Origin of the sequence: Pseudomonas sp. BC42, assembly GCF_021560055.1 — a bacterium.
Classification (GTDB): domain Bacteria; phylum Pseudomonadota; class Gammaproteobacteria; order Pseudomonadales; family Pseudomonadaceae; genus Aquipseudomonas.
On the sequence record NZ_CP091067.1, the window covers coordinates 239,300 to 265,462 of the forward strand.

The 26,163-nt window shown below is 63.3% G+C and carries 27 protein-coding genes and 1 other RNA gene; 12 read left to right on the top strand and 16 right to left on the bottom strand.

Annotated features, from left to right (window positions below):
- The first annotated feature begins 56 nt into the window (after window positions 1-56).
- A complete protein-coding gene (locus tag L1O02_RS01130) occupies window positions 57-512 on the top strand; it encodes a YaiI/YqxD family protein (RefSeq protein ID WP_060841661.1) in 456 nt (151 codons plus the stop codon).
- A 144-nt stretch (window positions 513-656) separates the two neighbouring features.
- Here L1O02_RS01130 and elbB read toward each other — a convergent pair whose 3' ends face one another.
- A complete protein-coding gene (gene elbB, locus L1O02_RS01135; RefSeq protein ID WP_060841660.1) occupies window positions 657-1,322 on the bottom strand; it encodes an isoprenoid biosynthesis glyoxalase ElbB in 666 nt (221 codons plus the stop codon).
- 51 nt (window positions 1,323-1,373) lie between these two features.
- The gene (locus L1O02_RS01140; RefSeq protein WP_060841659.1) at window positions 1,374-2,000 is read right to left on the bottom strand and encodes a DedA family protein; all 627 of its coding nucleotides are present in this window, start codon (window positions 1,998-2,000) and stop codon (window positions 1,374-1,376) included.
- A gap of 207 nt (window positions 2,001-2,207) precedes the next feature.
- Between L1O02_RS01140 and hemB the strand changes: the two genes are divergently transcribed.
- Both hemB and ppk1 read left to right on the top strand, forming a co-directional pair.
- On the top strand, window positions 2,208-3,221 hold the full coding sequence (gene hemB / locus L1O02_RS01145) for a porphobilinogen synthase (RefSeq protein ID WP_060841658.1): 1,014 nt from the start codon (window positions 2,208-2,210) through the stop codon (window positions 3,219-3,221).
- An 18-nt stretch (window positions 3,222-3,239) separates the two neighbouring features.
- Window positions 3,240-5,453 carry a polyphosphate kinase 1 gene (gene ppk1 / locus L1O02_RS01150; protein WP_016965639.1) on the top strand — a complete coding sequence of 738 codons (2,214 nt, stop codon included), beginning with the start codon at window positions 3,240-3,242 and terminating at the stop codon, window positions 5,451-5,453.
- Between the two features lie 168 nt (window positions 5,454-5,621).
- Here ppk1 and ppx read toward each other — a convergent pair whose 3' ends face one another.
- The 5 genes from ppx to L1O02_RS01175 all read right to left on the bottom strand — a co-directional run bounded on the left by ppx (window position 5,622) and on the right by L1O02_RS01175 (window position 10,122).
- Complete coding sequence (gene ppx / locus L1O02_RS01155) at window positions 5,622-7,124, bottom strand: exopolyphosphatase (protein ID WP_060841657.1); 1,503 nt, start codon at window positions 7,122-7,124, stop codon at window positions 5,622-5,624.
- 154 nt (window positions 7,125-7,278) lie between these two features.
- Window positions 7,279-8,013 carry an amino acid ABC transporter ATP-binding protein gene (locus L1O02_RS01160; protein ID WP_060841656.1) on the bottom strand — a complete coding sequence of 245 codons (735 nt, stop codon included), beginning with the start codon at window positions 8,011-8,013 and terminating at the stop codon, window positions 7,279-7,281.
- Window positions 8,000-8,650, bottom strand: a complete 651-nt coding sequence (locus tag L1O02_RS01165) for an amino acid ABC transporter permease (RefSeq protein ID WP_060844941.1) — start codon at window positions 8,648-8,650, stop codon at window positions 8,000-8,002. Before L1O02_RS01165 ends, L1O02_RS01160 begins: the two co-directional genes overlap by 14 nt.
- Window positions 8,647-9,315 carry an amino acid ABC transporter permease gene (locus L1O02_RS01170; RefSeq protein WP_108545026.1) on the bottom strand — a complete coding sequence of 223 codons (669 nt, stop codon included), beginning with the start codon at window positions 9,313-9,315 and terminating at the stop codon, window positions 8,647-8,649. The genes L1O02_RS01165 and L1O02_RS01170 overlap by 4 nt, the downstream gene beginning before the upstream one ends.
- 21 nt (window positions 9,316-9,336) lie before the next feature.
- Window positions 9,337-10,122 carry a transporter substrate-binding domain-containing protein gene (locus tag L1O02_RS01175; RefSeq protein WP_108545027.1) on the bottom strand — a complete coding sequence of 262 codons (786 nt, stop codon included), beginning with the start codon at window positions 10,120-10,122 and terminating at the stop codon, window positions 9,337-9,339.
- A 254-nt stretch (window positions 10,123-10,376) separates the two neighbouring features.
- Between L1O02_RS01175 and L1O02_RS01180 the strand changes: the two genes are divergently transcribed.
- The 6 genes from L1O02_RS01180 to L1O02_RS01205 all read left to right on the top strand — a co-directional run bounded on the left by L1O02_RS01180 (window position 10,377) and on the right by L1O02_RS01205 (window position 16,460).
- Complete coding sequence (locus L1O02_RS01180; protein ID WP_060844939.1) at window positions 10,377-11,081, top strand: FadR/GntR family transcriptional regulator; 705 nt, start codon at window positions 10,377-10,379, stop codon at window positions 11,079-11,081.
- Window positions 11,082-11,201: 120 nt separating this feature from the next.
- Window positions 11,202-11,531, top strand: a complete 330-nt coding sequence (gene trxA, locus L1O02_RS01185) for a thioredoxin TrxA (RefSeq protein WP_060841651.1) — start codon at window positions 11,202-11,204, stop codon at window positions 11,529-11,531.
- Window positions 11,532-11,777: 246 nt separating this feature from the next.
- A complete protein-coding gene (rho, locus tag L1O02_RS01190) occupies window positions 11,778-13,037 on the top strand; it encodes a transcription termination factor Rho (RefSeq protein WP_016967176.1) in 1,260 nt (419 codons plus the stop codon).
- 125 nt (window positions 13,038-13,162) lie between these two features.
- The gene (gene ubiD, locus L1O02_RS01195) at window positions 13,163-14,629 is read left to right on the top strand and encodes a 4-hydroxy-3-polyprenylbenzoate decarboxylase (protein WP_060841650.1); all 1,467 of its coding nucleotides are present in this window, start codon (window positions 13,163-13,165) and stop codon (window positions 14,627-14,629) included.
- Window positions 14,629-15,597: a CDP-6-deoxy-delta-3,4-glucoseen reductase gene (locus L1O02_RS01200; RefSeq protein ID WP_060841649.1), complete on the top strand. Its 969-nt coding sequence runs from the start codon at window positions 14,629-14,631 to the stop codon at window positions 15,595-15,597. The genes ubiD and L1O02_RS01200 overlap by 1 nt, the downstream gene beginning before the upstream one ends.
- A gap of 212 nt (window positions 15,598-15,809) precedes the next feature.
- Window positions 15,810-16,460 carry a gamma-glutamylcyclotransferase gene (locus L1O02_RS01205; protein WP_060844938.1) on the top strand — a complete coding sequence of 217 codons (651 nt, stop codon included), beginning with the start codon at window positions 15,810-15,812 and terminating at the stop codon, window positions 16,458-16,460.
- Window positions 16,461-16,472: 12 nt separating this feature from the next.
- On the opposite strand, the gene L1O02_RS01210 is transcribed toward L1O02_RS01205, so the two are convergent.
- Window positions 16,473-17,450: an NADPH:quinone oxidoreductase family protein gene (locus L1O02_RS01210; RefSeq protein ID WP_060841647.1), complete on the bottom strand. Its 978-nt coding sequence runs from the start codon at window positions 17,448-17,450 to the stop codon at window positions 16,473-16,475.
- Window positions 17,451-17,608: 158 nt separating this feature from the next.
- Between L1O02_RS01210 and L1O02_RS01215 the strand changes: the two genes are divergently transcribed.
- On the top strand, window positions 17,609-18,016 hold the full coding sequence (locus L1O02_RS01215; RefSeq protein WP_060841646.1) for a flagellar basal body-associated protein FliL: 408 nt from the start codon (window positions 17,609-17,611) through the stop codon (window positions 18,014-18,016).
- Window positions 18,017-18,117: 101 nt separating this feature from the next.
- Here the strand turns inward: L1O02_RS01215 and L1O02_RS01220 are convergent, their stop codons facing one another.
- The 4 genes from L1O02_RS01220 to L1O02_RS01235 form a co-directional block, all read right to left on the bottom strand.
- Window positions 18,118-19,236, bottom strand: a complete 1,119-nt coding sequence (locus L1O02_RS01220) for an ABC transporter permease (protein WP_060841645.1) — start codon at window positions 19,234-19,236, stop codon at window positions 18,118-18,120.
- Window positions 19,236-21,956, bottom strand: a complete 2,721-nt coding sequence (gene rbbA / locus L1O02_RS01225) for a ribosome-associated ATPase/putative transporter RbbA (RefSeq protein WP_108545028.1) — start codon at window positions 21,954-21,956, stop codon at window positions 19,236-19,238. The genes L1O02_RS01220 and rbbA overlap by 1 nt, the downstream gene beginning before the upstream one ends.
- On the bottom strand, window positions 21,953-22,918 hold the full coding sequence (locus tag L1O02_RS01230) for an HlyD family efflux transporter periplasmic adaptor subunit (protein ID WP_060841643.1): 966 nt from the start codon (window positions 22,916-22,918) through the stop codon (window positions 21,953-21,955). The genes rbbA and L1O02_RS01230 overlap by 4 nt, the downstream gene beginning before the upstream one ends.
- A 181-nt stretch (window positions 22,919-23,099) precedes the next feature.
- The gene (locus L1O02_RS01235; protein WP_060844934.1) at window positions 23,100-23,549 is read right to left on the bottom strand and encodes an EVE domain-containing protein; all 450 of its coding nucleotides are present in this window, start codon (window positions 23,547-23,549) and stop codon (window positions 23,100-23,102) included.
- A gap of 197 nt (window positions 23,550-23,746) precedes the next feature.
- On the opposite strand from L1O02_RS01235, the gene L1O02_RS01240 reads away from it, so the two are divergent.
- Entirely contained in the window at window positions 23,747-23,893 is a 147-nt protein-coding gene (locus L1O02_RS01240; protein WP_085984450.1) for a hypothetical protein, read from the top strand.
- A gap of 33 nt (window positions 23,894-23,926) precedes the next feature.
- Here the strand turns inward: L1O02_RS01240 and L1O02_RS01245 are convergent, their stop codons facing one another.
- From L1O02_RS01245 to L1O02_RS01260, 4 genes are all read right to left on the bottom strand, one after another.
- A complete protein-coding gene (locus L1O02_RS01245) occupies window positions 23,927-24,532 on the bottom strand; it encodes a 5-formyltetrahydrofolate cyclo-ligase (protein WP_060841641.1) in 606 nt (201 codons plus the stop codon).
- Between the two features lie 89 nt (window positions 24,533-24,621).
- Window positions 24,622-24,800, bottom strand: a non-coding RNA gene (gene ssrS, locus L1O02_RS01250) — 6S RNA.
- Between the two features lie 23 nt (window positions 24,801-24,823).
- On the bottom strand, window positions 24,824-25,147 hold the full coding sequence (locus tag L1O02_RS01255; protein WP_016962902.1) for a cell division protein ZapA: 324 nt from the start codon (window positions 25,145-25,147) through the stop codon (window positions 24,824-24,826).
- Window positions 25,144-25,353, bottom strand: coding sequence for a TIGR02449 family protein (locus L1O02_RS01260; protein ID WP_011064144.1), 210 nt, complete (start codon window positions 25,351-25,353; stop codon window positions 25,144-25,146). The genes L1O02_RS01255 and L1O02_RS01260 overlap by 4 nt, the downstream gene beginning before the upstream one ends.
- Before the next feature lie 235 nt (window positions 25,354-25,588).
- Between L1O02_RS01260 and L1O02_RS01265 the strand changes: the two genes are divergently transcribed.
- A complete protein-coding gene (locus L1O02_RS01265) occupies window positions 25,589-26,146 on the top strand; it encodes a YecA family protein (RefSeq protein ID WP_016962903.1) in 558 nt (185 codons plus the stop codon).
- The last annotated feature ends 17 nt before the right edge of the window (window positions 26,147-26,163 follow it).

The window sequence follows — 26,163 nt, forward strand, 5'->3', positions numbered from 1 at the left end:
CAAGCCAGCTCCACGGGGCGGCTTGCCCGTTTTGCATTCTGGAAGGAGAACACTCGATGCGTGTGTGGATCGATGCCGACGCTTGCCCCAAGGCGGCCAAGGATCAGGTGGTGCGCTTCGCCCTGAAGCGTCAGTTCGAGGTGGTGCTGGTGGCCGGGCAGGCGCAGATCAAGCCGGCGTTTGCCTGCGTCAGGCTGATCGTGGTGCCCAGCGGTCCGGATGCCGCCGACGATTACCTGGTGGAGCACGCGGTGCCGGGCGAATTGGTGATCTGCAGCGATGTGCCGCTGGCCGACCGCCTGGTGAAAAAGGGCGTGGCCGCCCTGGACCCGCGGGGCAAGGAGTTCGACGCGCAGAACATGGGCGAGCGCCTGGCGGTGCGCAATCTGTTTACCGATCTGCGGGAGCAGGGGCAGGTCAGCGGCGGGCAGGCGCCCTATGGCGATCGGGAGAAGCAGGCATTTGCCAATGCGCTGGATCGGATTCTGACCCGGCTGTCGCGTCAGGCCTGAAGGGCCTGATGTGCCGGGGGAGTCTGGGGGTATGTGCAGCCGGCGGGGAGCCGGCTGCAGTGCGGTGTTCGGGTGTGCGGCCGTTTAGCGGCCCGGCTTGAACCCCTGTGCTCGCCACAGGAGGCTGTCCCTGTGGCGGGGCGGTTATTCGCCTTCGTGCGTCAGTTCCAGCACCCGGTCCACCAGCTTGTTGATGCCCGAGGCGGCTTCGCTGATGGACTGCGCCAGCATGTAGGCGGGGGTGCTCACCAGCTTGCGCGCCTTGTCTTCGATGATGTCGCCCACCGCGCATTCGGCGTGGCTGGCGCCCATCTTGCCCAGGGCCGCCGCGGTATCGGCGTCGTTACCGATGGTGCAGGTTACGCCCGGACCGTAGATCTTCGCCGCCAGGGCCGGGGCGATGCACATCAGGCCTACCGGCTTGCCTGCTTCGGCAAAGGCTTCGGCCAGGGCCAGGACGTCGGCCTGGACCGTGCAGGCGGCACCTTCGGTGGCGAAGCTGGAGAGGTTCTTGGCTGCGCCGAAGCCGCCGGGAATGATCAGCGCGTCGAAGTCGTCGACGCTGGCTTCAGCCAGGTCCTTGACCTGGCCGCGGGCAATGCGCGCCGATTCCACCAGCACGTTGCGGGTCTCGGCCATGGTTTCGCCGGTCAGGTGGTTGAGCACATGCATCTGCGGGATGTTCGGGGCAAAGCACTGCACCTGGGCTCCACGCTGGTCGAGGCGCAGCAGGGTGATCACGCTCTCGTGGATCTCGGCACCGTCGAACACGCCGCAACCGGAAAGGATCACTGCAACTTTTTTGCTCATGGTTGTTTCTCCAGGTTAAGGGTGCCGAGAGCATGCCAAATGACGGGCGTGTCACTCCACCGGTGTGGTCGAAGCCTTGGTCTTGTCTTGCGCGGCGGCTTGTTCGGCCTCGTAGATCTGCTTGGCCAGGCGGGCGTTCTTGAAACGCCGACGCACCCACAGGCCGAAGCCCAGCACCAGCAGGGCGCCCAGGACCCACAGCTCGTACTTCTTGATGCTGCCGAGCATGCCTTCCATGACCGCGCCGAAATGATAGGCGGCCTGGGCCAGGGCCACGGCCCAGATGGCCGCGCCAATGCCGTTGAGCAGCAAATAGCGGCCCGGCGGATAGCCGGACAGGCCAATGGCCACCGGCATCACGGTGCGCAGGCCATAGACGAAGCGGAAGCTCAGCACCCAGATATCCGGATGCTTGCGGATATGTTCCAGCGCTCGATCGCCCATCATTTGCCAGCGCGGCTTGCGCGCCAGCAGCTTGCGGCCATGCTTGCGCCCCAGGAAGTACCACAGCTGGTCGCCGGCGTAGCTGCCGAGGAAGGCGACGATCATCACCAGCTTGATATCCATGTATCCGCGGAACGCAAGAAACCCGGCGAGAACCAGAATGGTTTCACCTTCGAAAAACGTGCCGAGAAAGAGGGCGAAGTAGCCGAAATCCTGAAGAAATTGTTGGAGCATTGTCTGGATGCTGGCGAAATGAACGCGCAGCCTACCCCTTCGACGACGTTCGGGAAAGTATCGAAATGTGTCTCGACGTGAACAATTGGGCCAATGACAATGAGTGTTGCTGCCGGTCAACAGCTTGAGCACAACTGTCATCTGTTCGTCATAATGCCCGCTTATAACTGTTCCGCTCGCCCGCCAGCGCGGGCCCTGGAGTCCGCCGTGAGCTTTACCCCTGCCAGCCGCCTGTTTCCAGCCACTCGTCTGCGGCGTAATCGTCGCGATGATTTCTCTCGCCGTCTGGTGCGGGAAAACCGGCTGAGCGTCGACGACCTGATCCTGCCGGTATTCGTGCTTGACGGTGAGAACCGCCGCGAGGCGGTGGCGTCGATGCCCGGCGTCGAGCGCCTGACCATCGACCTGCTGCTGGAAGAGGCGGCGCACTGGGTCGAGTTGGGGATTCCGGCCCTGGCGCTGTTTCCGGTGACCCCGGCCGGGCTCAAGTCCCTGGACGCGGCCGAAGCCTGGAACCCGGAGGGCATCGCCCAGCGCGCCACCCGTGCCCTGCGCGAACGCTTTCCGGCACTGGGGGTGATCACCGACGTCGCTCTGGACCCGTTCACCACCCATGGCCAGGACGGCATCCTCGACGAACAGGGTTATGTACAGAACGACATCACCGTCGATGCCCTGGTGCGTCAGGCGCTGTCCCACGCCGAGGCTGGCGCCCAGGTGGTGGCGCCGTCGGACATGATGGACGGGCGGGTCCAGGCGATCCGCGAGGCCCTGGAGCTGGCGGGGCACGTCAACGTGCGGATCATGGCCTATTCGGCCAAGTACGCCAGCGCCTACTACGGCCCTTTCCGCGATGCGGTGGGTTCGGCGTTGAACCTGGGCAAGGCCGACAAGGCCTCGTACCAGATGGACCCGGCCAACGGTGACGAAGCCCTGCATGAAGTGGCGGCGGACCTGGCGGAAGGGGCGGACATGGTCATGGTCAAGCCAGGCATGCCGTACCTGGATATCCTTTTTCGGGTCAAGGATGAATTCAAGGTGCCGACCTTTGTCTATCAGGTCAGCGGCGAATACGCCATGCACATGGCGGCGATCCAGAATGGCTGGTTGGGTGAAGGGGTTATTCTTGAATCCCTGACCGCCTTTAAACGTGCGGGTGCCGATGGCATCCTGACTTACTTTGCCGTCCGTGCTGCTCAATTGTTACGAGAGCAAAAATAGCCCTCCCAGGAACACGCGATGAATACTGAAGGACTCTCAGAAGTTGCCGTAAAAGACGCTCAGCCGGTGGTCGAGCCAGTGGTTGAAACCCCGCCGGAGCTCGAACCCGCGCCTGCGGTGGCCGAGGCGCCACCGGCGCCGGCCATTGTCATCCCCAACCTGGATGACAGCAGCCTGTACATTCACCGCGAGCTGTCGCAGCTGCAATTCAACATCCGCGTGCTGGAACAGGCGCTGGACGAGTCCTACCCGCTGCTGGAGCGCCTGAAGTTCCTGCTGATCTTTTCCAGCAACCTGGACGAGTTCTTCGAGATCCGCGTCGCCGGCCTGAAGAAGCAGATCACCTTCGCCCGTGAGCAGGCCGGAGCCGACGGCCTGCAGCCGCATCAGGCGCTGGCGCGGATCAGCGAGCTGGTGCACGGTCACGTCGACCGCCAGTACGCGATCCTCAATGACATCCTGTTGCCGGAACTGGAGAAGCACCAGATCCGCTTCATCCGTCGCCGCTACTGGACCACCAAGCTCAAGACCTGGGTACGCCGCTACTTCCGCGACGAGATCGCGCCGATCATCACCCCGATTGGCCTGGACCCGACGCACCCGTTCCCGTTGCTGGTGAACAAGAGCCTGAACTTCATCGTTGAGCTGGAGGGTATCGACGCCTTCGGTCGCGATTCGGGCCTGGCGATTATCCCGGCACCACGCCTGCTGCCGCGGATCATCAAGGTGCCGGAAGAAGTCGGCGGCCCTGGCGACAACTATGTATTCCTGTCGTCGATGATCCACGCCCACGCCGATGACCTGTTCCAGGGCATGAAGGTCAAAGGCTGCTATCAGTTCCGCCTGACCCGTAACGCCGACCTGGCGGTGGACACCGAGGACGTCGAAGACCTGGCCCGCGCCCTGCGCGGCGAGCTGTTCTCCCGGCGCTACGGCGACGCAGTACGCCTGGAAGTGGCCGACACCTGCCCCAAACACCTGTCGGACTACCTGCTCAAGCAGTTCAACCTGCACGAGACCGAGCTGTACCAAGTCAATGGTCCGGTGAACCTGACGCGGCTGTTCAGCATCACCGGCCTGGACAGTCATCCGGAGCTGCAATACACCCCGTTCACCCCACAGATTCCCAAGCTGCTGCAGAACAGCGAGAACATCTTCAGCGTCATCAGCAAGCAGGACATCCTGCTGCTGCACCCGTTCGAATCCTTCACCCCGGTGGTCGACCTGCTGCGCCAGGCCGCCAAGGACCCGCACGTGCTGGCGGTGCGCCAGACCCTGTACCGCAGTGGCGCCAACTCGGAAATCGTCGACGCCCTGGTGGACGCGGCGCGCAACGGCAAGGAGGTCACCGCGGTGATCGAGCTGCGTGCGCGCTTTGACGAAGAGTCCAACCTGCAGATGGCCAGCCGCCTGCAAGCGGCCGGCGCGGTGGTGATCTATGGCGTGGTGGGCTTCAAGACCCACGCCAAGATGATGCTGATCCTGCGTCGCGAAGCCGGCGAGATCGTGCGTTATGCCCACCTGGGTACCGGCAACTACCACGCGGCCAACGCCCGTCTGTACACCGACTACAGCCTGCTGACCTCCGACGACGCCTTGTGCGAAGACGTCGGCAAGCTGTTCAGCCAGCTGATCGGCATGGGCAAGACCCTGCGCATGAAGAAGCTGTTGCATGCGCCGTTCACCCTGAAGAAGGGCATGCTCGACATGATCGCCCGGGAGACTCAGTTCGCCCTGGACGGCAAGCCCGCGCACATCATTGCCAAGTTCAACTCGTTGACCGATCCGAAGATCATTCGCGCCTTGTACAAGGCCAGCCAGTCCGGCGTGCGCATCGATCTGGTGGTGCGTGGCATGTGCTGCCTGCGGCCGGGGATTGCCGGTGTATCGCACAACATCCACGTGCGCTCGATCATCGGTCGCTTCCTGGAGCACACCCGGGTGTTCTACTTCCTCAACGGCGGCGAGGAGCAGATGTTCCTCTCCAGCGCCGACTGGATGGAGCGCAACCTCGATAAACGAGTCGAGACCTGCTTCCCGGTGGAAGGCAAGAAGCTGATCCTGCGGGTCAAGAAAGAGCTGGAAAGCTATCTCACCGATAACACCCACAGCTGGAGCCTGCAGTCCGACGGCCGTTACATTCGCAACACGCCGACCGGCAACCAGAACCCGCGCAGCGCCCAGGCGACCTTGCTGGAGCGTCTTGGCAGCCCGGTATTGCCGGTGCGCTAAGCGCGGCAGGCGTCAATGAAAAAGGCCAGCCCGATCACCGGGCTGGCCTTTTTTGTGCGGTTTGCAAGAACTGTGGGAGCTGGCTTGCCAGCGAAGACGTCCCTGCGAGTGATGCAAGGTTTCGCGGCCTCTTCGCCGGCAAGCCGGCTGCTACAGGTCCGTGGCAGGTCAGCGGACGTTGAGCACGATGCCGACCCGGGTCAGCCATTCGGCTTCCAGGGCGAAATCGGCCTGGGTCAGCTGGTTCTCATCCAGCCAGTGCTCCGGGAACTCCAGATCCAGGTGGTCGCCCTGGGCGCGCAGGCTCACTTGGGGCATCTGCTGGGTGCCACGGATGTGGTGGAACAGGATGGCGAAACGCAGCAGCACGCACAGGCGGATCAGCTTGATGCCGTCGTCGCCGAACTCGGCGAATTTCTCCTTGGGAATGTTGCGGCGGTGGCCGCGTACCAGCAGCGCCAGCATTTGCTGGTCTTCCCGGGAGAATCCGGCCAGGTCCGAGTGCTCGATCAGGTAGGCGCCGTGCTTGTGGTAGTGGTAGTGGGCGATGTCCAGGCCCACTTCGTGGACCTTGGCCGCCCAGCCCAGCAGTTCGCGCCAGACGCCGTCTTCCAGGTCCCAGTCCGCGGCGACCTGGTCGAAGGCGCGCAGGGCCTTGCCTTCGACTCGCGAGGCCTGTTCCAGGTCGACGTGGTAACGCTCCATCAGCGAGCTGAGGGTGCGTTCGCGGACGTCTTCGTGGTGGTGACGGCCCAGCAGGTCGTAGAGCACGCCTTCACGCAGGGCGCCTTCGCAGTGGTCCATGCGTTGCAGTTCCAGGGCGTCGAAGATCGCTTCGAGAATCGCCAGGCCCGCCGGGAAGATCGCCCGGCGATCGGGCTTGATGCCTTCGAAGTCGATCTTCTCGGCATCCCCCAGCTTGAACAGCTTGCGCTTGAGCCAGGCCAGGCCTTCGGCGTTGACTTCGCCACTGCCCTGGCCGCCGGCCTTGAGGGCCAGGCCGATGGCGCGGATGGTCCCGGACGAGCCGATGGCTTCGTCCCAGGTCAGGCGATGCAGGGCATGCTCGATGCTCATGATCTCCAGGCGCGCGGCGGTGTAGGCCTGGGCGTAGCGGGCCGGGGTGATCTTGCCGTCGCGGAAGTAGCGCTGGGTGAAGCTCACGCAACCCATTTGCAGGCTCTCGCGCAGCAGCGGTTCGAAGCGCTGGCCGATGATGAATTCGGTACTGCCGCCGCCGATGTCGGCCACCAGGCGCTTGCCCGGGGTATCGGCCAGGGTGTGGGACACCCCGAGGTAGATCAGCCGGGCCTCTTCACGGCCGGAGATGACCTCCACCGGGTGGCCGAGGATCTCTTCGGCGCGGCGAATGAACTCGCCACGGTTGCGCGCCTCGCGCAGGGCGTTGGTGCCGACGATGCGCACCGTGCCCGGCGGCATGCCATTGATCAGTTGGGCGAAGCGCTTGAGGCAGTCGAGCCCGCGCTGCATGGATTCTTCGTTGAGCTGGCGTTCTTCGTTGATGCCGGCGGCCAGTTGAACCTTTTCACCGAGCCGCTCGAGAATGCGGATTTCACCGTTCCGGGCCTTGGCCACGACCATGTGAAAGCTGTTGGAGCCCAGATCGATCGCGGCGATCAGGGACAGATTCTTGGCTTGGGATTGGGGCATGGTTGGGGGTCTCGGTCGATAACCTCGCCATCCTGCCACGATCAACGGCCTGCGCCAACGCGCAGTGTCCAATGCGTTGATTCAACGCACAAAACCTGCGCCAGGCGCTGCTGTCGCTGTTCGCCGGCCAGCCGGCCCCTGCGACCGGGCCGCCTCAAGCCTGCTCGGTGCTGCCAATGAAGTTCGCCAGCTCGGCCGTCTGCGGGTGGGCGAACAATTGCTTCGGATCGCCCACTTCGTGCACCTTGCCCTGGTGCATGAACACCAGTTTGTCGCCGACCTCCCGGGCAAAGCGCATTTCATGGGTGACCATGATCAGGGTCATGCCGTCCCGGGCCAGTTGGCGCACCACGCTGAGCACTTCATTGACCAGTTCCGGATCCAGGGCCGAGGTGATCTCGTCGCACAGCAGCACCTTGGGCGACATCGCCAGGGCCCGGGCAATCGCCACTCGCTGTTGCTGGCCACCGGACAGCCGGTCTGGAAAGGCGTCGAACTTCTCCGCCAGGCCGACCCGCGCCAGCATCTGCCGCGCCAGCTCGGCAGCCCGGGCCTTGGGCACTTTCTGTACCACCTGCGGGGCCAGCATCACGTTCTCGCCCACGCTCAGGTGGGGGAACAGATTGAACTGCTGGAACACCATGCCGACCTTCTGTCGCAGGCTGCGCAGGTCGGCGCGGGCGGCATCCAGGTATTCGCCATCGACTTCGATGACCCCGTCGTTGATCGACTCCAGGCCGTTGAGGGTGCGCAGCAGGGTGCTCTTGCCCGAGCCGCTGCGTCCGATGATCGCCACCACCTGGCCTTCCTCGATGCTCAGGTCGATGCCTTTGAGCACATGGTGGTCGCCGTAGTATTTATGCAGGGCGGAAATTCTAAGCAGAGGCATGCAGTCTCCTTTCCAGGTAGCGGGCACTGAGGGACAGGGGGTAGCAGAGCAGGAAGTAACCGAGGGCCACCAGGCCGTAGACCATGAAGGGCTCGAAGGTGGCGTTGGCCAGCATGCTGCCGGTCTTGGTCAGCTCGGTGAAACCGATGATCGAGGTCACCGCGGTGCCTTTGACCACCTGCACCGAGAAGCCCACGGTGGGCGCCACGGCGATGCGCAACGCTTGCGGCAGGATCACGTGGCGCAGCTGTTCATAAGGGCTCAGGGCCAGGCTTGACGAGGCCTCCCACTGACCGTGGGGAATCGACTCGACGCAGCCGCGCCAGATCTCCGCCAGGTAGGCGCTGGTAAACAGGGTCAGGGCGATGGCGGCGGCCAGCCAGGGCGAGATATCCACCCCCAGCAGGGCGATGCCGAAGAACACCAGGAATAGCTGCATCAGCAGCGGTGTGCCCTGGAACAGTTCTATATAGGTGCGGGCGCAGGAGCGGGCCCAGCCCTTGTCGGAGATCCGCAGGGTCATGATCAGCAGGCCGATCAGGCCGCCGCCGATAAAGGCCACCAGGGACAGCAGCAGGGTCCACTGCAGGCCGCTGAGCAGGTTGCGCAGGATGTCCCAGAAGCTGAAGTCGCTCATCGGCTGTTCCTCAGGATGTAGCGCTGACCGATCCAGTTCAGCAACTGACGGATCAGCAAGGCCATGCACAGGTAGATCAGGGTGGTCAGTGCGTAGGTTTCAAAGGCGCGGAAGTTGCGCGACTGAATGAAGTTGGCGGCGAAGCTCAGCTCTTCGGTGGCGATCTGCGAGCACACCGCCGAGCCCAGCATGACGATGATGATCTGGCTGCACAGGGCCGGCCAGACCTTGCCCAGGGCCGGTAGCAGCACCACGTGGCGAAACGCCTCGAAACGGCTCATGGCCAGCGCCGCGGCGGCTTCCAGCTGGCCCTTGGGGATTGCCTGGATGCCGGCGCGGATGATTTCCGTGGAATAGGCGCCGAGGTTGATCACCATGGCCAGCACGGCCGCCTGCCACTCGGAAATCTGCAGGCCCAGGGACGGCAGGCCGAAGAAGATGAAGAACAGCTGCACCAGGAACGGGGTGTTGCGGATCAGCTCGACGTAGACGCCGAACACCGCCGCCAGGGGCTGAATCCTCCAGGCCCGCACCAGGGCGCCGATGATCCCCAGGCTGACCCCGAGCAGCGTGCCGATGGCGGTCAGCTCCAGGGTGAACAGCGCGCCGCGCAGCAGCAGGCCGGTGTTTTCCAGCACCGGCAGGAAGTCGAACTGGTAAGCCATGCTCAAGCTCCGGGAGGGCGGTCAAAGGTCGGCCGGCAGCGGCTCCTTGAGCCACTGCTGGGAGTTTTTCTCCAGGGCGCCGTCGGCCTTGGCGGCCGTGAGGATCTGGTTGACCTTGTCCAGCAGCTCCGGCTCGTTCTTGTTGACCCCGACGTAGACCGGCGAGTCCTTGAGCTTGATCTTCATCGCCGGGATGCGCTTCGGGTTGCGCTGGCTGATGGCGACCATCACCACGTTGCCGCTGGCGATCAGGTCGACCTGGCCGGCGAGGTAGGCGGCGATGGTCGAGTTGTTGTCCTCGAAGCGCTTGATGGTCGCGCCCTGGGGCGCCACGGCGGTCAGCTCGATGTCCTCGATGGCGCCGCGGGTGACGCTGATGGTCTTGCCCTTGAGGTCGTCGAGGCTGGCGATGGCGGCGTCGGGCGGGCCGAACACCGCGAGGTAGAAGGGCGCGTAGGCCCGGGAGAAGTCGATGACCTTTTCCCGTTCCGGGTTCTTGCCGAGGCTGGAAATCACCAGGTCGACCTTGCCGGTGGTGAGGAACGGGATGCGGTTGGTGCTGTTGACCGGAGTCAGCTCCAGCTTGACCTTGAGCTGTTCGGCCAGCAGGCGTGCGGTGTCGATGTCCAGGCCGCGGGGCTGCATGTCCGGGCCCACCGAGCCGAACGGCGGGAAATCCTGGGGCACGGCCACCTTGAGGGTGCCGCGGGCGATCACGTCGTCCAGGGCGCTGGCCTGGGCCGGGGCCTGGCTCAGCAGCAGGCTGGCGAACAGGGCAGAGAGCAGGGCGCAACAGCGTTTGGTCATGGCGAATCTCCGCAAGTCTTGGGAAGTGAATGCTGTGTGGCGACAGAGCACAGGCCATGCCAATACCGGGAAAAGGCCGTGGATACGCGGTTTGCAGTGGTTTTTTCGGTCTTACTGGTCTGAACAGTTGGGCTTATTTTCGCACCTGGATCGAGCATCGCGGGGCCGTGCCGAACCCCCGTGGGGCACGACTTGCCGGGTTCGGCGAATAGCTTTACAAGGGAGCTTTTCCTGCACCGGTCAGCCGCCAATCCATGAATTCGATCACCCGTGCCGTACCCGAACTGGCCCTGCAAGCCATTCGCCAATTGATCATCGAACGGGGCTTCGGTCCGGGGGATGCGCTGCCCTCGCAGCGGGAGCTGGCGGTGCAATTGGGGGTCAGCCGGGCGTCGCTGCGCGAGGCTCTGTCCTCCTTGAGCGCCCTGGGGCTGATCAGTGTGCAGCCGGGCAAGGGAGTGTTCGTCCAGGCACCTGAAACGGTTCCGGCCGGTGCCGGATTGAGCTGGCCGTTCGCCGCCCAGGCCTCGCCGGTGGATATCTTTCAGTTGCGCTATGCCCTGGAGGGGTTCGCTGCGGGCCTGGCGGCGGTGACCCTGACCGCCGATGAGCTGGATGCCCTGGAAGATAATGTGCAGGCCATGCGCCGTGAGTTGCGGGCCGGGGATTTCGAGGCGGCGGCGCGGCTGGACTTCGAGTTTCACCAGAAGATCCTCCTGGCCAGCGGCAATCAGGCGATGCTGAGCATCCTCAGCGCCAGTGCCGAGATCTTCCTGGAGAGTCAGAAGCTACCGTTCATCCGACCCGAGCGGGCCATGGAAACCTGGCAGGAGCACCGCAAGATCCTCCGTGCCCTGGTCCGGCACGCTTCCGGAGCGGCACACAAGGCCATGCAGGAGCATGTGCGCAATGCTGCCCTGCGCACTGGAATCGCCTTTGTCACCCCCGCATCTTCCTGAGCTGAGCTATACCCAAACTCATGGGGGACCATAGTGAGAGTCAATCATCTCCGGCTTCCTGAACGCGGGAAGGGCAGATATGATGGGCCACGTTTTTTTGCTTACAACCTGGAGAATTCCATGAGCAGCGATCTTATCAAACACGTCAGCGACGCCAGCTTCGAGACCGACGTACTCAAAGCCGAAGGCGCTGTACTGGTCGACTACTGGGCTGAGTGGTGCGGCCCATGCAAGATGATCGCTCCGGTTCTGGACGAAATTGCTGAAACCTACAAAGGCAAACTGACCGTTGCCAAGCTGAACATCGACGAAAACTCGGAAACCCCGGCCAAGCACGGCGTGCGTGGTATCCCGACTCTGATGCTGTTCAAGAACGGCAACGTCGAGGCCACCAAGGTCGGCGCACTGTCCAAGTCGCAATTGGCCGCTTTCCTCGACGCCAACATCTAAGCGTCGATTTCAGTGCCCTGGAAAAGCCCCGCAAAATGCGGGGCTTTTTCGTAATTGAGGGCTAGACGCTCCGAAACTCAGGTGTTACATTCGGCCCCGCACTGGTTTCTCCAGTGCCCCCTGCAAGCTGTCGCCGACGCTCTCCTTTTCGAATAAGTACGCGATCCTGTCGCCTTCTCTGCGGCGCGGCCTCATTAAGCCAAAAGCTTAATTTCCCCCCTCTATAAATGATTACGTCATTCCTATATGAATCTGACTGAACTCAAGCAAAAGCCGATTACCGAACTGCTCGAATTGGCCGAACAGATGGGCATAGAAAATATGGCCCGTTCGCGCAAGCAGGACGTGATTTTCTCCCTGCTGAAAAAGCACGCGAAAAGCGGTGAGGAAATCTCCGGTGATGGCGTGCTGGAGATCCTCCAGGACGGCTTCGGCTTCCTTCGCTCCTCCGACGCCTCCTACCTGGCCGGCCCGGACGATATCTACGTCTCGCCAAGCCAGATCCGTCGCTTCAACTTGCGCACCGGTGACACCATCGTTGGCAAGATCCGCCCTCCCAAGGAAGGCGAGCGTTACTTCGCGCTGCTCAAGGTCGATACCATCAACTACGACCGTCCCGAGAACGCCAAGAACAAGATTCTGTTCGAAAACCTGACGCCGCTGTTCCCGACCGTGCGCATGAAGATGGAAGCCGGCAACGGTTCCACCGAAGACTTGACCGGTCGTGTCATCGACCTGTGTGCGCCGATCGGCAAGGGCCAGCGTGGTCTGATCGTTGCTCCGCCGAAGGCGGGCAAGACCATCATGCTGCAGAACATTGCTGCGAACATCACGCGCAACAACCCAGAAGTTCATCTGATCGTGCTGTTGATCGACGAGCGTCCGGAAGAAGTGACCGAGATGCAGCGCACCGTGCGCGGCGAAGTGGTCGCCTCCACCTTCGACGAGCCGCCAACCCGTCACGTGCAAGTGGCCGAGATGGTGATCGAGAAGGCCAAGCGCCTGGTCGAGCACAAGAAGGACGTGGTGATCCTGCTGGACTCCATCACCCGTCTGGCCCGCGCCTACAACACCGTGATCCCGAGCTCCGGCAAGGTCCTGACCGGTGGTGTCGATGCCCACGCCCTGGAGAAGCCGAAGCGTTTCTTCGGTGCTGCGCGCAACATCGAAGAAGGCGGCTCGCTGACCATCATCGCGACCGCGCTGGTTGAAACCGGCTCGAAGATGGATGAAGTGATCTACGAAGAGTTCAAGGGTACCGGCAACATGGAGCTGCCCCTGGACCGCCGTATTGCCGAGAAGCGCGTATTCCCGGCCATCAACATCAACAAGTCCGGCACCCGCCGCGAAGAGCTGCTGACCGCCGATGACGAGCTGCAGCGCATGTGGATCCTGCGCAAGTTGCTGCATCCCATGGATGAAGTCGCTGCCATCGAGTTCCTGGTCGACAAGCTGAAACAGACCAAGACCAACGATGAGTTCTTCCTGTCGATGAAGCGCAAGTAAATCGATCAGGCCAGCAAGAGCCGGGGAAACCCGGCTTTTTGCTATCTGACATTCTCTATTCTGAACCTGTGGGTTCGGCGCTAAACTGCCTGCCCCGAATGCCACGGCGAAAACGAGGCTCACGCATGCAGTATCGCGACTTGCGCGACTTTATCAGCGGCCTGGAACAGCGCTCGGAACTCAAGCGCATCCAGGTCCCGGTGTCCCCTGTGCTGGAAATGACCGAGGTCTGCGATCGCACCTTGCGTGCCAAAGGCCCGGCCCTGCTGTTTGAAAACCCCACCGGTTATGACATTCCCGTGCTCGGCAACCTGTTCGGCACCCCCGAGCGCGTGGCCCTGGGCATGGGCGCCGAAGCCGTTAGCGAACTGCGGGAAATCGGCAAGCTGCTGGCCTTCCTCAAGGAGCCCGAACCGCCCAAGGGGCTCAAGGACGCCTGGTCCAAGCTGCCGATCTTCCGCAAGATCATTTCCATGGCGCCCAAGGTGGTCAAGGACGCGGTCTGCCAGGAAGTGGTGATCGAGGGCGACGACGTCGACCTGGGCATGCTGCCGGTGCAGACCTGCTGGCCCGGCGACGTCGGGCCGCTGATCACTTGGGGCCTGACGGTGACCAAGGGGCCGAACAAGGACCGGCAGAACCTGGGCATCTATCGTCAGCAGGTGATCGGCCGCAACAAGGTGATCATGCGCTGGTTGAGCCACCGTGGCGGCGCGCTGGATTACCGCGAATGGTGCGAGAAGCACCCGGGCAAGCCGTTCCCGGTGTCCGTGGCCCTGGGCGCGGATCCGGCAACCATTCTCGGCGCGGTGACCCCGGTGCCGGACAGCCTCTCCGAATACGCCTTCGCCGGCCTGCTGCGGGGCAACCGCACGGAGCTGGTGAAGTGCCGCGGCAACGACCTGCAAGTGCCGGCCACTGCCGAAATCATTCTTGAGGGGGTGATCCATCCCGGCGAGATGGCCGATGAAGGTCCCTATGGCGACCACACGGGTTATTACAACGAGGTCGACAGCTTCCCGGTGTTCACCGTGGAGCGCATCACCCATCGCACCAAGCCGATCTACCACAGCACCTACACCGGTCGGCCACCGGATGAGCCGGCGATCCTCGGCGTGGCGTTGAACGAAGTGTTCGTGCCGATCCTGCAGAAGCAGTTCCCGGAGATCACCGACTTCTACCTGCCGCCCGAAGGCTGCTCCTACCGCATGGCGGTGGTGACCATGAAGAAGCAGTACCCGGGCCACGCCAAGCGCGTGATGCTGGGTGTCTGGTCGTTTTTGCGACAGTTCATGTACACCAAGTTCGTTATCGTCACCGACGACGATATCAATGCCCGGGACTGGAACGACGTGATCTGGGCCATCACCACGCGCATGGACCCCAAGCGCGACACGGTGATGATCGACAACACCCCGATCGATTACCTCGACTTCGCCTCGCCGGTGTCCGGCCTGGGTTCGAAGATGGGGCTCGACGCCACTCACAAGTGGCCCGGAGAAACCACCCGAGAGTGGGGCCGGGTCATTGTCAAGGATGAGGCGGTCACCCGCCGGATCGATGCCATCTGGAATCAGTTAGGAATAGATTGATGCGTGTAACCTTGCAGCCCTCCGGAGCAGTGCTTGAGACGCTGCCCGGCGAGCGGATTCTCGATGCGGCGCGGCGCCTGGGCTATGAATGCCCGCAAAGCTGTCGCAATGGCAACTGTCATGTGTGTGCCGCGCTGCTGGTGGAGGGCAGCGTGCAGCAAGCCGGCGATGTGCGTGATCACGGCGAGTTCTACACTTGCATTGCAGAGCCGCTGGAAGACTGCATCGTGCTGTGGGATGGCGTCCTTGCGCTGGGAGAGTTGCCGGTGCGCAGCCTGTCGTGTCAGCTCACTGAATGCCTGGAAGTCGGCGGCGATGTCTGGCGGGTCAGGCTGCGGGCTCCGGCCGGCAAGCCACCGCGCTATCACGCGGGCCAGTACCTGATGCTGGAGCGCGATAACGGCGAGAAGTCGGCGTTCTCCCTGGCTTCGGCGCCCCATTGCGGGCGGGATCTGGAGTTGCACGTACTGGTGCGCGAAAACAGTGCGCAAAGCCTGATGCAGCAGTTGCAACGCGAGCGCATGGCGCGGATCGAGATGCCGTTCGGCGATACCCACCTGGCCGAGCTGCCGGACGGTCCGCTGGTGCTGATCGCCGCCGGGACCGGCATGGCGCAGATGCACAGCCTGATCGAGCACTGCCGGGCCAAGGGCTTCAAGCACCCGGTGCATCTGTATTGGGGCGTGCGCCGGCCGGAAGACTTCTACCAGCTGGAACACTGGGATGAATGGCAGCAGTTGCCCAACCTGTATCTGCACAAGGTGGTCAGCGACCTGTGCGGCTGGGAGGGACGCTGCGGCATGCTGCACGAGGCGGTGTGCGAGGACATCACCGACCTGTCCTCGGTGCATGTCTATGCCAGCGGCTCGCCGGCCATGATCTACGCCACCCTGGATGCACTGGTGAATGCCGGGATGGACGCCCATCAGATGCGGGCCGACGTGTTCGCCTACGCTCCGCGCCCCTGACGGCATCTGATCGGGGCTGTTCTTTATAACTCTGTATATAGCCCATCGGTATTTATCTAATTAAATAAATGCCGGTAGGTTATATATAAGCCTTCAACTTGAGTGCCGCTCTAATGGCACTTAACTTGCCTTGAAACTTTTGTGTCTTGTAGTTACTGCCAGGCGTTCTATTAAGTAACTTCTTTTACGCGGGGAGCCGAACGCTATTCGCCATGACAGCCCTTGAATCCAGTTATCTGAATCTGGCTTACCCTCCGCGGCTCGATCTGGGGCCGCAGCTGACCCACGAACAACTTCGCAGCTCCATGCAATCCACCATGGCGCGGCACAAGGGTGGTCCGGTCTGGCTGTTCGCCTACGGTTCATTGATCTGGCGCCCGGAGTGTTCGGCGGTCGAGCGCATGCGCGGACGGGTGCACGGCTATCATCGCGGTCTGTATCTATGGTCACACGAGCATCGCGGCACGCCGGAAATGCCGGGCTTGGTGTTCGGCCTGGATCGTGGCGGCTCCTGCAGCGGCTTCGCCTACCGTCTGCCTGAGGAGCATCTGGACGCCTCGCTGTATGCCCTGTGGCAACGTGAAATGCCTTATCCCTCTTACCGTCCGCACTGGCTCAACTGCCGTCTTGAGGATGGCAGCCAGGTCCAGGCCCTGGGATTCGTGCTGGAGCGGCACCTGCCCAGCTATGCCGGCAACCTGCCGGATCATGTGCTGAGCCAGGTGTTCGAGAGCGCTTGCGGGCGTTATGGCACCACCCGCGATTATGTCGAGCAAACGGTCCAGGCCCTGCGCAGCCACGCCATGCCGGATCGCAATCTGGAGGCACGGCTCAAGCGCTGCAAGGGCGTTGCGGCCCATTGACGAAAGCCGGCCTCAGCGGACCTGCACCACCACTTTGCCCACTGCCTTGCGCTGCCCCAGATCATCGATGGCCCGGGCGGCTGCCGTCAGAGGATAGACCTGGGACACCAGCGGCTTGAGCTTGCCTTCGGCGAACCAGCCGAACAGCTGCTGGAAGTTCGCCGCGTTGTCCTGAGGCTGGCGCTGAGCGAAGGAGCCCCAGAACACGCCCACCACCGCCGCGCCCTTGAGCAGCGCCAGGTTCACTGGCAATTCGGGAATGCGTCCGCTGGCAAAACCCACCACCAGCAGGCGACCGTTCCAGGCGATGGAGCGAACGGCCTGATCGAACAGGTCGCCGCCCACCGGGTCGTAGATCACGTCGGCGCCGTTGCCATCGGTCAGGCGCTTGATCTCGTCCTTCAGGCTGCTTTCGCTGTAGTTGATCAGCTCATCGGCGCCGGCGGCCTTGGCCACGGCGAGCTTTTGCGCGCTGCTGGCGGCGGCGATCACCCGGGCGCCCATGGCCTTGCCGATTTCCACCGCCGCCAGTCCGACTCCGCCCGAGGCGCCGAGCACCAACAGGGTTTCACCGGGCTGTAGGTTGCCGCGCTGCTTGAGGGCATGCATCGAGGTGCCGTAGGTCATGCTGAACGCGGCGGCGGTGTTGAAGTCCATGGCGGCGGGAATCGGCAGCACGTTGTAGCCCGGCACCGCCACCTGTTCGGCAAAGCTGCCCCAGCCGGTCAGGGCCATGACCCGGTCACCGACCTTGAGATGGCTGATTTTCTCGCCCACCGCGCTGACGACCCCGGCCGCCTCGCCACCCGGGGAGAAGGGGAAGGGGGGCTTGAACTGGTATTTGCCCTCGATGATCAGGGTGTCCGGAAAATTCACCCCAGCGGCATGCACGTCCAGGAGGATCTCGTTCTTCTTCGGCACGGGACTTGCGACCTCTTCCAGCACCAGCGTTTCGGCGGGGCCGAAGGCTTTGCACAGCACGGCTTTCATCAGGGCTATTCCTTTGGGGTTGGTGGCCGATAAGTGTAGGAGTGTGAATCAGGCGGTCAACGAGCATGCCCGGCCCTGATGGGCAGCCATAAGCTTGTGCTTGGGCTCAGGCGGGCGGGCCTTTATGCTAGGCCGCAAACCGGATTAAGGAGCGAATTGTGAAAGCGTGGATCATGTTGCTGCTGGCCCTCTCTCTGCCGATGGCAGCGATGGCCGAAGAGGCCAAAGAAGGTGAAGCACCGAAAGTCAGCTACATCAGCCTGAGCCCGCCCTTTGTCGGCAACTACGGCCTGGATGGCGGCCCGAAGCTCAAGGTCTACAAGGCTGACGTGGCCCTGCGAGTGACCGGCGATGCCTCGGCCCAGGCGGTCAAGGCCAATGAGCCGCTGATTCGCAATCAGTTGGTGGCGCTGTTTGCCCAGCAGACCACCGAGACCATGAACAACGTCGAGGCCAAGGAGAAGCTGCGCCAGGAAGCCCTCAAGCAGGTGCAGCAAGTGATGAGCGATGAAACCGGCAAGCCGGTAGTGGAAGACCTGTTGTTCAACAACCTGATCATCCAGTAACCCTGCCCGCCGTAGGAGCTGGCTTGCCAGCGAAGACGCCCGAGAGGGCGATGCAGGGCTGAGGCCCCTTCGCCGGCCAGCCGGCTCCTACAAGGCGTGGCTCACGAGGCCAGGCTCTTGCGAAAGCGCGCCAGGGCGATGGCGAAGAACACCAGCCCGATTGTCGCCAGGGCCAGCAGGTCGGGCCAGACCACACTGACGCCCGCATCACGAAACAGGATCGCCGCGCTGAGGCTGACGAAGTGCGTGGATGGCGAGCCCTGCATCACCCACTGCAGCCACTGCGGCATGCTGTCCAGCGGTGTGCTGCCGCCGGACAGCAGCAGCATCGGGATGATCACCGGGATCGCCAGCAGGCCGAATTGCGGGGTCGAACGGGCCAGGGTGGCGAGGAAGATGCCCAAAGCGGTGCTGGCGAACAGATACAGCGCCGTGACCATCAGGAACAGCGCCATCGAGCCCGCCAGAGGCACCCCCAGCACGCCCTTGACGATCACCTCCAGCGATATCCAGGTGCACAGCACCACCACCAGCATGTTGCTCCAGACCTTCGCCAGCATGATTTCCAGCGCCGTCAGCGGCAGCACCAGCAGATGATCGAGGGTGCCGTGCTCGCGTTCGCGCAGCAGCGCGGTGCCGGTGAGCACGATGGCCAGGATGGTGATGTTGTTGACGATCTGGATCACCGCCAGGAACCAGCCGCCTTCCAGATTGGTGTTGAACAGGGCGCGGGTGGTCAGCAGGGCCGGGGCCTTGCTTGCGGCATCCGCCTGATTGGCATAGCTGAGCAGCTCGCGCTGGAAGATCCGACCGATGTAGCCGGCGCCCATGAACGCCTGGCTCATGGCGGTGGCGTCGACGTTGACCTGCACCGCCGGCTGGCGGCCGGCCAGCAGGTCACTCTGGAAGTTGGCGGGAATGTTGATCACGAAGGTGTACTGGCCGCTGTCCATCACTTCGTCCAGTCGGTTGTAGGGCAGCGACACCGGGGCCTGGAACTCCGGTGGCTGCAGGGCTTCGGCCAGCTGTCGCGACAGTGCGCTGTGGTCCTCGTCCACCAGCGCCACGCTGGCATTGTGCACCCCGATCACCGAGCCGGCGGCGGGCATGTAGATGGCCACGGTGAAGGCATACATCAAGAACAGCAGCAGGACGCTGTCGTGGCGCAGGCTGGTGAGCTCCTTGAGACCCAGGCGCAGGATATGGGCGAGCCGGTTCATCAGACCTCCTGCTTTTTCAACATGACCAGGCTGAGCCCGGTGAAGCCAAGGAAGAACCCGATCAGGGCCAGGCATTGAGGCCAGAGCTCACGCAGGTCCAGGGCCTTGGTGAAGGTGCCGACGGCAATGTCGAGGAAGTGCCCGGCGGGGAACAGTTGGCCCATGATCGCCGCCGCTCCTTCCAGGGACGAGCGCGGCACGATCAACCCGGAGAACTGGATGGTCGGCAGGCTGGTGATGATCATGGTGCCGAGGATCGCCGCGATCTGGGTGCGGGTGAAGGCCGAGATCAGCAGGCCCATGCTGGTGGTGGCCAGCACGTAGAGCACCCCGCCCAGGGCCAGGGTCAGGCCGCTGCCCTTGAAGGGTACGCCGAACAGCCAGCGGTTCATGGCCACCAGCAAGCCCAGGTTGATCAGGCTCACCACCAGGTAGGGCGCCTGCTTGCCCAGGAGAAATTCCAGGCGGGTCAGGGGCGTGGCATAGAAGTTGGTGATCGAGCCCAGTTCCTTCTCGCGCACGATGCCCAGGGCGGTGAGCATGGCCGGAATGAACGCCAGGATCAGCGCCATGACCCCGGGCCCGATGGCGTTCACGCTGACCACGTCCTGGTTGTAGCGAAAGCGCGTTTCCAGCTTGGCGGCAGGTCTTGAGTTCAGTGCCGGGCTGCTGTGTTCAGCCAGCAGTTCGAGGTTGGCCTGGTGGACCGCCTCGACATAGTTGCGGCTGGTTTCCGCGCGAAACGGCATGCCGCCGTCCAGCCAGGCGGCCACTGTCGGTTGGCGCCCGGCATACAGATCGCGGCCAAAGCCGGGAGGGATTTCCAGGGCCAGCTTGATCTCCGAACGCTGCAGGCGCCGGTGCAGTTCAGGGGCGCTGCGGATGCTCGGTTTTTCCTCGAAGTAGCGTGAGCTGCGAAAAGCCTCCAGATAGGCGCGGCTTTGCGGTGTCTGGTCCTGGTCGTAGACGGCGAAGGCCAGCTTTTCCACGTCCAGGGAAATGCCGTAGCCGAAGATCACCATCATGAAGATCGCCCCCAGCAGGGCGAAGCCCAGGCGTACTTTGTCCCGCAGCAGTTCCTTGCCTTCGCGGGTGGCCACCGCCAGCAGCCGGGCCAGGCTCAGGCCCGAGCGCGGAGGGGCGATGGCGTGGCTCGAGGCAACCGCCGGAGGCGGCGCTGGCGCTGCATCCGCGGCTCCTTGGGCGTCTTCCAGGCAGCGGACGAAGGCGGCTTCCAGGGTGTCACCGGCAAACTGCTGTTGCAGCGTCGCGGGCGTGTCGCAGGCCAGCACCTTGCCGGCGTGCATCAACGAAATGCGGTCGCAGCGCTGGGCTTCGTTCATGAAGTGAGTGGAGAGGAAGATGGTCACGCCCTGTTCCCGGGACAGCTCGATCAGCAGGCGCCAGAAGTCATCACGGGCGGCCGGGTCGACCCCGGAAGTGGGCTCGTCGAGGATCAGCACTTCCGGCCGGTGCAGCACCGCCACTGCCAGGGACAGGCGCTGGCGCAGGCCCAGGGGAAGGGCGCCGGACTGTTGCTCGGCAATCGCCCCGAGATCGAAGCGCTGGATCAGTTCCTCGATGCGCGGGCCGCTTTCCGCCGGTGGCAAGTCGAACAGGCGGGCGTGCAGGTCCAGGTTCTGGCGCACGCTGAGCTCGCCGTACAGGGAAAAGCTCTGGGACATGAAGCCGACCCGTTTGCGGGTGGCCAGGTCCTTGGCGTCCACCGGGTTGCCCAGCAGTTTGGCGCTGCCTTCGGTGGCGGGCATCAGTCCGGTGAGGACCTTCATGGTGGTGGTCTTGCCGCAGCCGTTGGAGCCGAGGAAGCCGAATATCTCCCCGCGCCCGATGGCGAAGCTGACTTTGTTGACCGCGGTGAAGTCGCCAAAGCGCAGGGTCAGTTCGTGGGCCTCGATGGCGATGTCGTGGTTGTCGCCGGAGCGGGGCGGAATGACCAGCGGCTGATTGTCGTGGCCCGTGTCGCCCTGGAAGTGGGTGAAGGCGTCATCCAGCTTGCCGCTGGCCGTCACTTTCGCCAGTTCCTGGCTCAGGCCCTGGGCAATCATCCGGCCCTTGTCGAGCATCAGGCAGTGTTCGAACTGCTCGGCTTCCTCCATGTAGGCGGTGGCCACCAGCAGGGTCAGTTGCGGACGCTGCTGGCGCACGTCTTCCACCAGTTCCCAGAAGCGCCGCCGGGACAACGGGTCAACCCCGGTGGTGGGCTCGTCGAGAATCAGCAGGTCCGGTTCGTGGATCAACGCGCAGCACAGGCCGAGTTTCTGTTTCATCCCGCCGGACAGCTTGCCCGCCGGGCGCTCGGCAAAGCGCAGCAGGTCGGTGGCCAGCAGCAGGCTGTGCATGCGCTGTTCGCATTCGTCACGGGGCAGGCCGAACAGGGTGGCGAAGAAACGGATGTTTTCGCTGATGGACAGGTCGGGGTACAGGTTGCCCCCCAGGCCCTGGGGCATGAAGGCGATGCGCGGATAAAGGCTGCGGCGGTGGCGGCGCTGGGAAATGGCCCCGCCGAGCACTTCAAGCTCGCCCTGCTGGAGCTTCTTGACCCCGGCGATCAAGCCCAGAAGGCTCGACTTGCCGGCGCCGTCCGGCCCGATCAAGCCGCAGCGGGTGCCCGCCGGCAGGTTGAAGCTGATATCGATCAGGGCCTGCTGTGAGCCGTAGCGATGGCCAATGCCGCTTGCCTGCAGCGCCAGGCCGCTCATTTCAGGTTGGCCGGCCAGTCCACGGGAGCCGTGCGCACATAGCCGGCACCGGGCATTCCCGGTTTGGCCTGGGGCACGGCGGCAGGTTGAGTCAGGCGCACCTTGACCCGAAACACCAGCTTCTGGCGCTCGTCCCGGGTTTCCACTTCTTTGGGGGTGAACTGGGACTTGGCGGCGACGAAGCTGATCTTCGCCGGCAGTGGCTGGTTGGGCAGGGCGTCGAGGAGGATTCGCGACTCATCGCCAACGGTCAGGCGACCGGTCACCGAGGCTGGCAGATAGAGGTTCATGTATTGATCGTTGGGGTCGATCAGCAGCAGCACCCGGCCACCGGCACCCAGGACTTCGCCGGGCTCGGCCAGGCGCAACTGAATGATGCCGTCGATGGGCGCCCGCAGGCTGCTGTCGTCAATCTCGCTGGTAAGCTGGGCCACCTGGGCCTGAGCGGCGCCAATGGCGGCCTTGACCGCCGCGACCTGGGCCTGGGCGGCCAGTACCGCAGCGTTGCCGGTGGTCAGGCGGGCTTGCTGCTGGTCGATGAGTTGCTGGCTGGCGAAGCCGCGGCGGAACAGTTCCTGGGAACGCTTGAGCTCCTGGTTGGCCAGCAGTTGTTCGCTCTGGCGCAACTGGACGTTGGCTTCGGCGGCCGACAGGTTTTCCCGCGCCCGCAGCACCTCGGCCTCGGCCTGGTTGCGCTGGGCCTCCAGGGTGCGGGTATCCATGCGGGCCAGCAGTTGCCCCTGGAGCACTTTGTCGCCTTCGTTGACACGCACTTCCGCCAGGCGTCCGGGGATCTTGCTGGCGATCTGCACCTCGGTGGCCTCAAGGCGGCCATTGCCCATGCTCAGGCCTTCCGGCAGGCGATCCTGGAGTGACTTCCAGTAGCCGAAGCCACCGGCGGCGAGCAACAGAATCAAGAGGGAAACAGCGAAAATGCGGGAAGAACGGTGGTTCGTCGACATGTATTCTGCGTCCTGCGGCTATAGCGTCCAAGTCTGACAGAGCCAGGCTCTCGCCCGCTTGATGCTCGTCAAATGAAAGGGGCAAGACTAAACCTATTGTCCGCAGGCTGCATGGCGATCGGGGCAAAATAACCGCCACTGCCGCCGTGGCCCGGATCAGGCCCGGCGACTCGGGGAAGGCTCAGAGCAGGGCGAGGACGGCAGCCCATTGCTCGGCGGTGACCGGCATCACCGACAGGCGGCTGCCCTTTTGCACCAGGGGCATCTCGGCGAGGGCGGCCTGCTGCTTAAGGTAGTCCAGGCGCAGGACCTTGTCGAAGGTCTGCACGTGGGCCACGTCGATTGCGCTCCAGGCATTTTTTTCGGCGCTGGCCTTGGGGTCGAAGTAGTGGCTGTCCGGTTCCAGGGCGGTCGGGTCCGGGTAGGCCGCCTTGATGATCCGGCCGATACCGGCGATGCCGGGTTCCGGGCAACTGGAGTGATAGAAAAAGAACTCATCACCGACGGTCATGGTGCGCAGAAAATTGCGCGCCTGATAGTTGCGTACGCCATCCCAACGGGCTTGGCCTAGCTGCTGCAGGCCGAGGATCGAGAGTTCGTCCGGCTCGGATTTCATCAGCCAATAGGCCATGTTTCTTACCCTCCAAAGGGTGATTGGGCAGGTTGCCGGAGGATTTTATGACAAACCGACGGTCGGTTGACGCCAGCGTTTGCGTGTCGGTTCACGTTATCGCAAAATGCCGGGATTTTAAGCTTGACGCTGCTGCACGGCCTGTTATGGAAACCGTTGCTGTCATCGTGTGTGACTTGCCCGAGGGGGGGCAATCGATGAAACGCCAACCGGATTTACTATGGATTTTGGTTATTTTGTTCGGTTTGGGCGTTGTAACCACCGGTTATGCGCAAAGCTTGTGGGCCAACAAGACCGATGCTCCGATCGAGATCGCCCAACAGCCGCAACCCTTCAAGCGCTGAACCTGCCCGGGCGTCGCTGAGCGAACGCGACGTCTATCGGGCGCAGTACCATCCCTGATCCGTCACGGTGCCTTGCAGCGGCACATCCCAGCTGGCCTGATCCAGTCTCGCGACTTTCTGGCACTCATGAGCCAGGCCCAGCAGTGTCGGCTTGCGCCAGTTCTGGCGGCGCGCCAGGTACGCCAGGCTGCGGTCGTAGAAGCCACCGCCCATTCCCAGGCGACCTCCCTCTTCATCGAATCCCACCAGGGGCAGGAGCACCAGATCCAGTGCCCAGACCTTGCGCTGGCGTGCGGCGTTGATCCGCGGTTCGAGAATGCGAAAGCGGTTGGGGCGCAGTTTTTCTCCGGGGCGGATGCGCTGGAACACCATCTTGGTTCGTGGCCAGGCACTGAGCACAGGCAAGTAGGTGGCCTTGCCCCGGCGTTGGGCGGCACGCAGCAGCAGGCGCGGATCGATTTCGCCATCGGTGGGCAAATACAGGGACAGGTGTCGGGCCCGACGAAACACCGGGTTCTGCGCCAGTTGGCGGTACAGGTCACGGGCGGCCTGGCGTTGCTGGGCTGGTGTGAGGGCACGACGGGCTTTACGCAGCATGCGTCGAAGTTGCGGGCGGGAAAGCGGCGCAGGTTCGGTCATGGAGGAGGCTATGGAGAGTCGGACATGGCAGAACAGCCTACCCGGAAAAACCAATGCCAGCATGGATAACTGGCATTGGCTGACAATTCAGGCTCCCCAGGCGAACCGCTGTCGACTTAGCCCTTGAACCCGAAAGTTCAAGGCGGAAGATGCAGCAGGCTTTAAGGCTTTCCGTCTAGCGGACATGCACACCAGCCCAACGTGCAACTTCCAGGGTAGTGCGAATCGGCTCAGGGACATCGCCAACTGGCAAGCACCCCAGGGAGTGGCGCGAGTATACCGCAACCGCTGTCAGGAATCAGCTTTGCTTGCGTCCGAATCGGTGGCCAGGACCAGGTCAACACGCTCCAGCAGATCCCGTACCTGTTCGCGGGTGGTGGCGCTGGCCTGCACATCCGGACGCTCCTGGCGGTGCAGCAGATCGTGGGTGATGTTCAGCGCGGCCATGACCGCAATGCGATCGGCGCCGATGACTTTGCCGCTGCTGCGGATCTCGCGCATCTTGCCGTCCAGGTAACGGGCGGCGCTCACCAGATTGCTGCGTTCTTCCTGGGGGCAGATGATCGAATATTCTTTGTCGAGGATCTGCACGGTAACGCTATTGCTTGAACTCATGAGTCTTGCTCCAGGGCCTTGAGGCGCGAAATCATCGATTCGACCTTACGCCGGGCGATTTCGTTTTTTTCAATGAGGTGCGCGCGTTCCTCGCGCCAGGTCTTTTCCTGAGCTAATAAGAGTGCATTTTGACTCTTTAGTTGCTCGACCCGGGTAATAAGCAGTTCGAGTCTGGCCATCAGTGCGTGCAGGTCGGTGTCTTCCATTGTGTCCCACTGAAGTTGGTCTGATGAGTGGCAACTGGCTGGACAGCGCCTGGGTGGCCTGAACGGTCCTTGCGCATTCGGTGCTGTCCGGTCGGCAATCTGTCCGTCGCCCAAGGCCCGGCGGACCGCTGTAACGGGGCGCTAGGCGCAACGCGGCGCTGGCAATGAATGATGACACGCCCTACGATACAAGGCCTTCATTCTAGACATTGCGCCGCTTGGCGCCTAGCTGCCCATGCCCATTCAGAATTCCCCGTACAACGCCTTCGCCACCCTGCTCAGCAGCAGTGGCCATCCTGTTTCTCCTGCCGAATTGCACGGCCTGTTGCTGGGTCGCAGCTGCGCCGGCGCCGGGTTCGAGGTCGACGGCTGGCTGGTTGACGCCGCCGAGCTGCTCGAAGGCGAGCCGCAGGACAACGTGCGCAACGCCTTGATCGGCCTGCAGGAAATGGTCAAGGGCGAACTCACCAGCGACGACATGACCGTGGTCCTGCTGCTGCCCAGCGACGACGCTCCCCTGACCGAGCGTGCCGCGGCCCTGGGCCAGTGGTGCCAGGGCTTCCTCGCCGGCTTCGGCCTCAACTCCCGTGACAGCAGCGCCCTGAGCGCCGAGGCCACTGAAGTGTTGCAGGACCTTGCCGCCATCGCTCAGGTCCAGGATGCGCTGGAAGAGTCCGACGACGGTGAAAGCGACTACATGGAAGTGATGGAGTACCTGCGGGTCGCGCCGTTGCTGCTGTTCACCGAAACCAACAAGACCGTTGCACCGGCTGCCAAGCCTTCTCTGCACTGATCGACAGGGAACTGCAT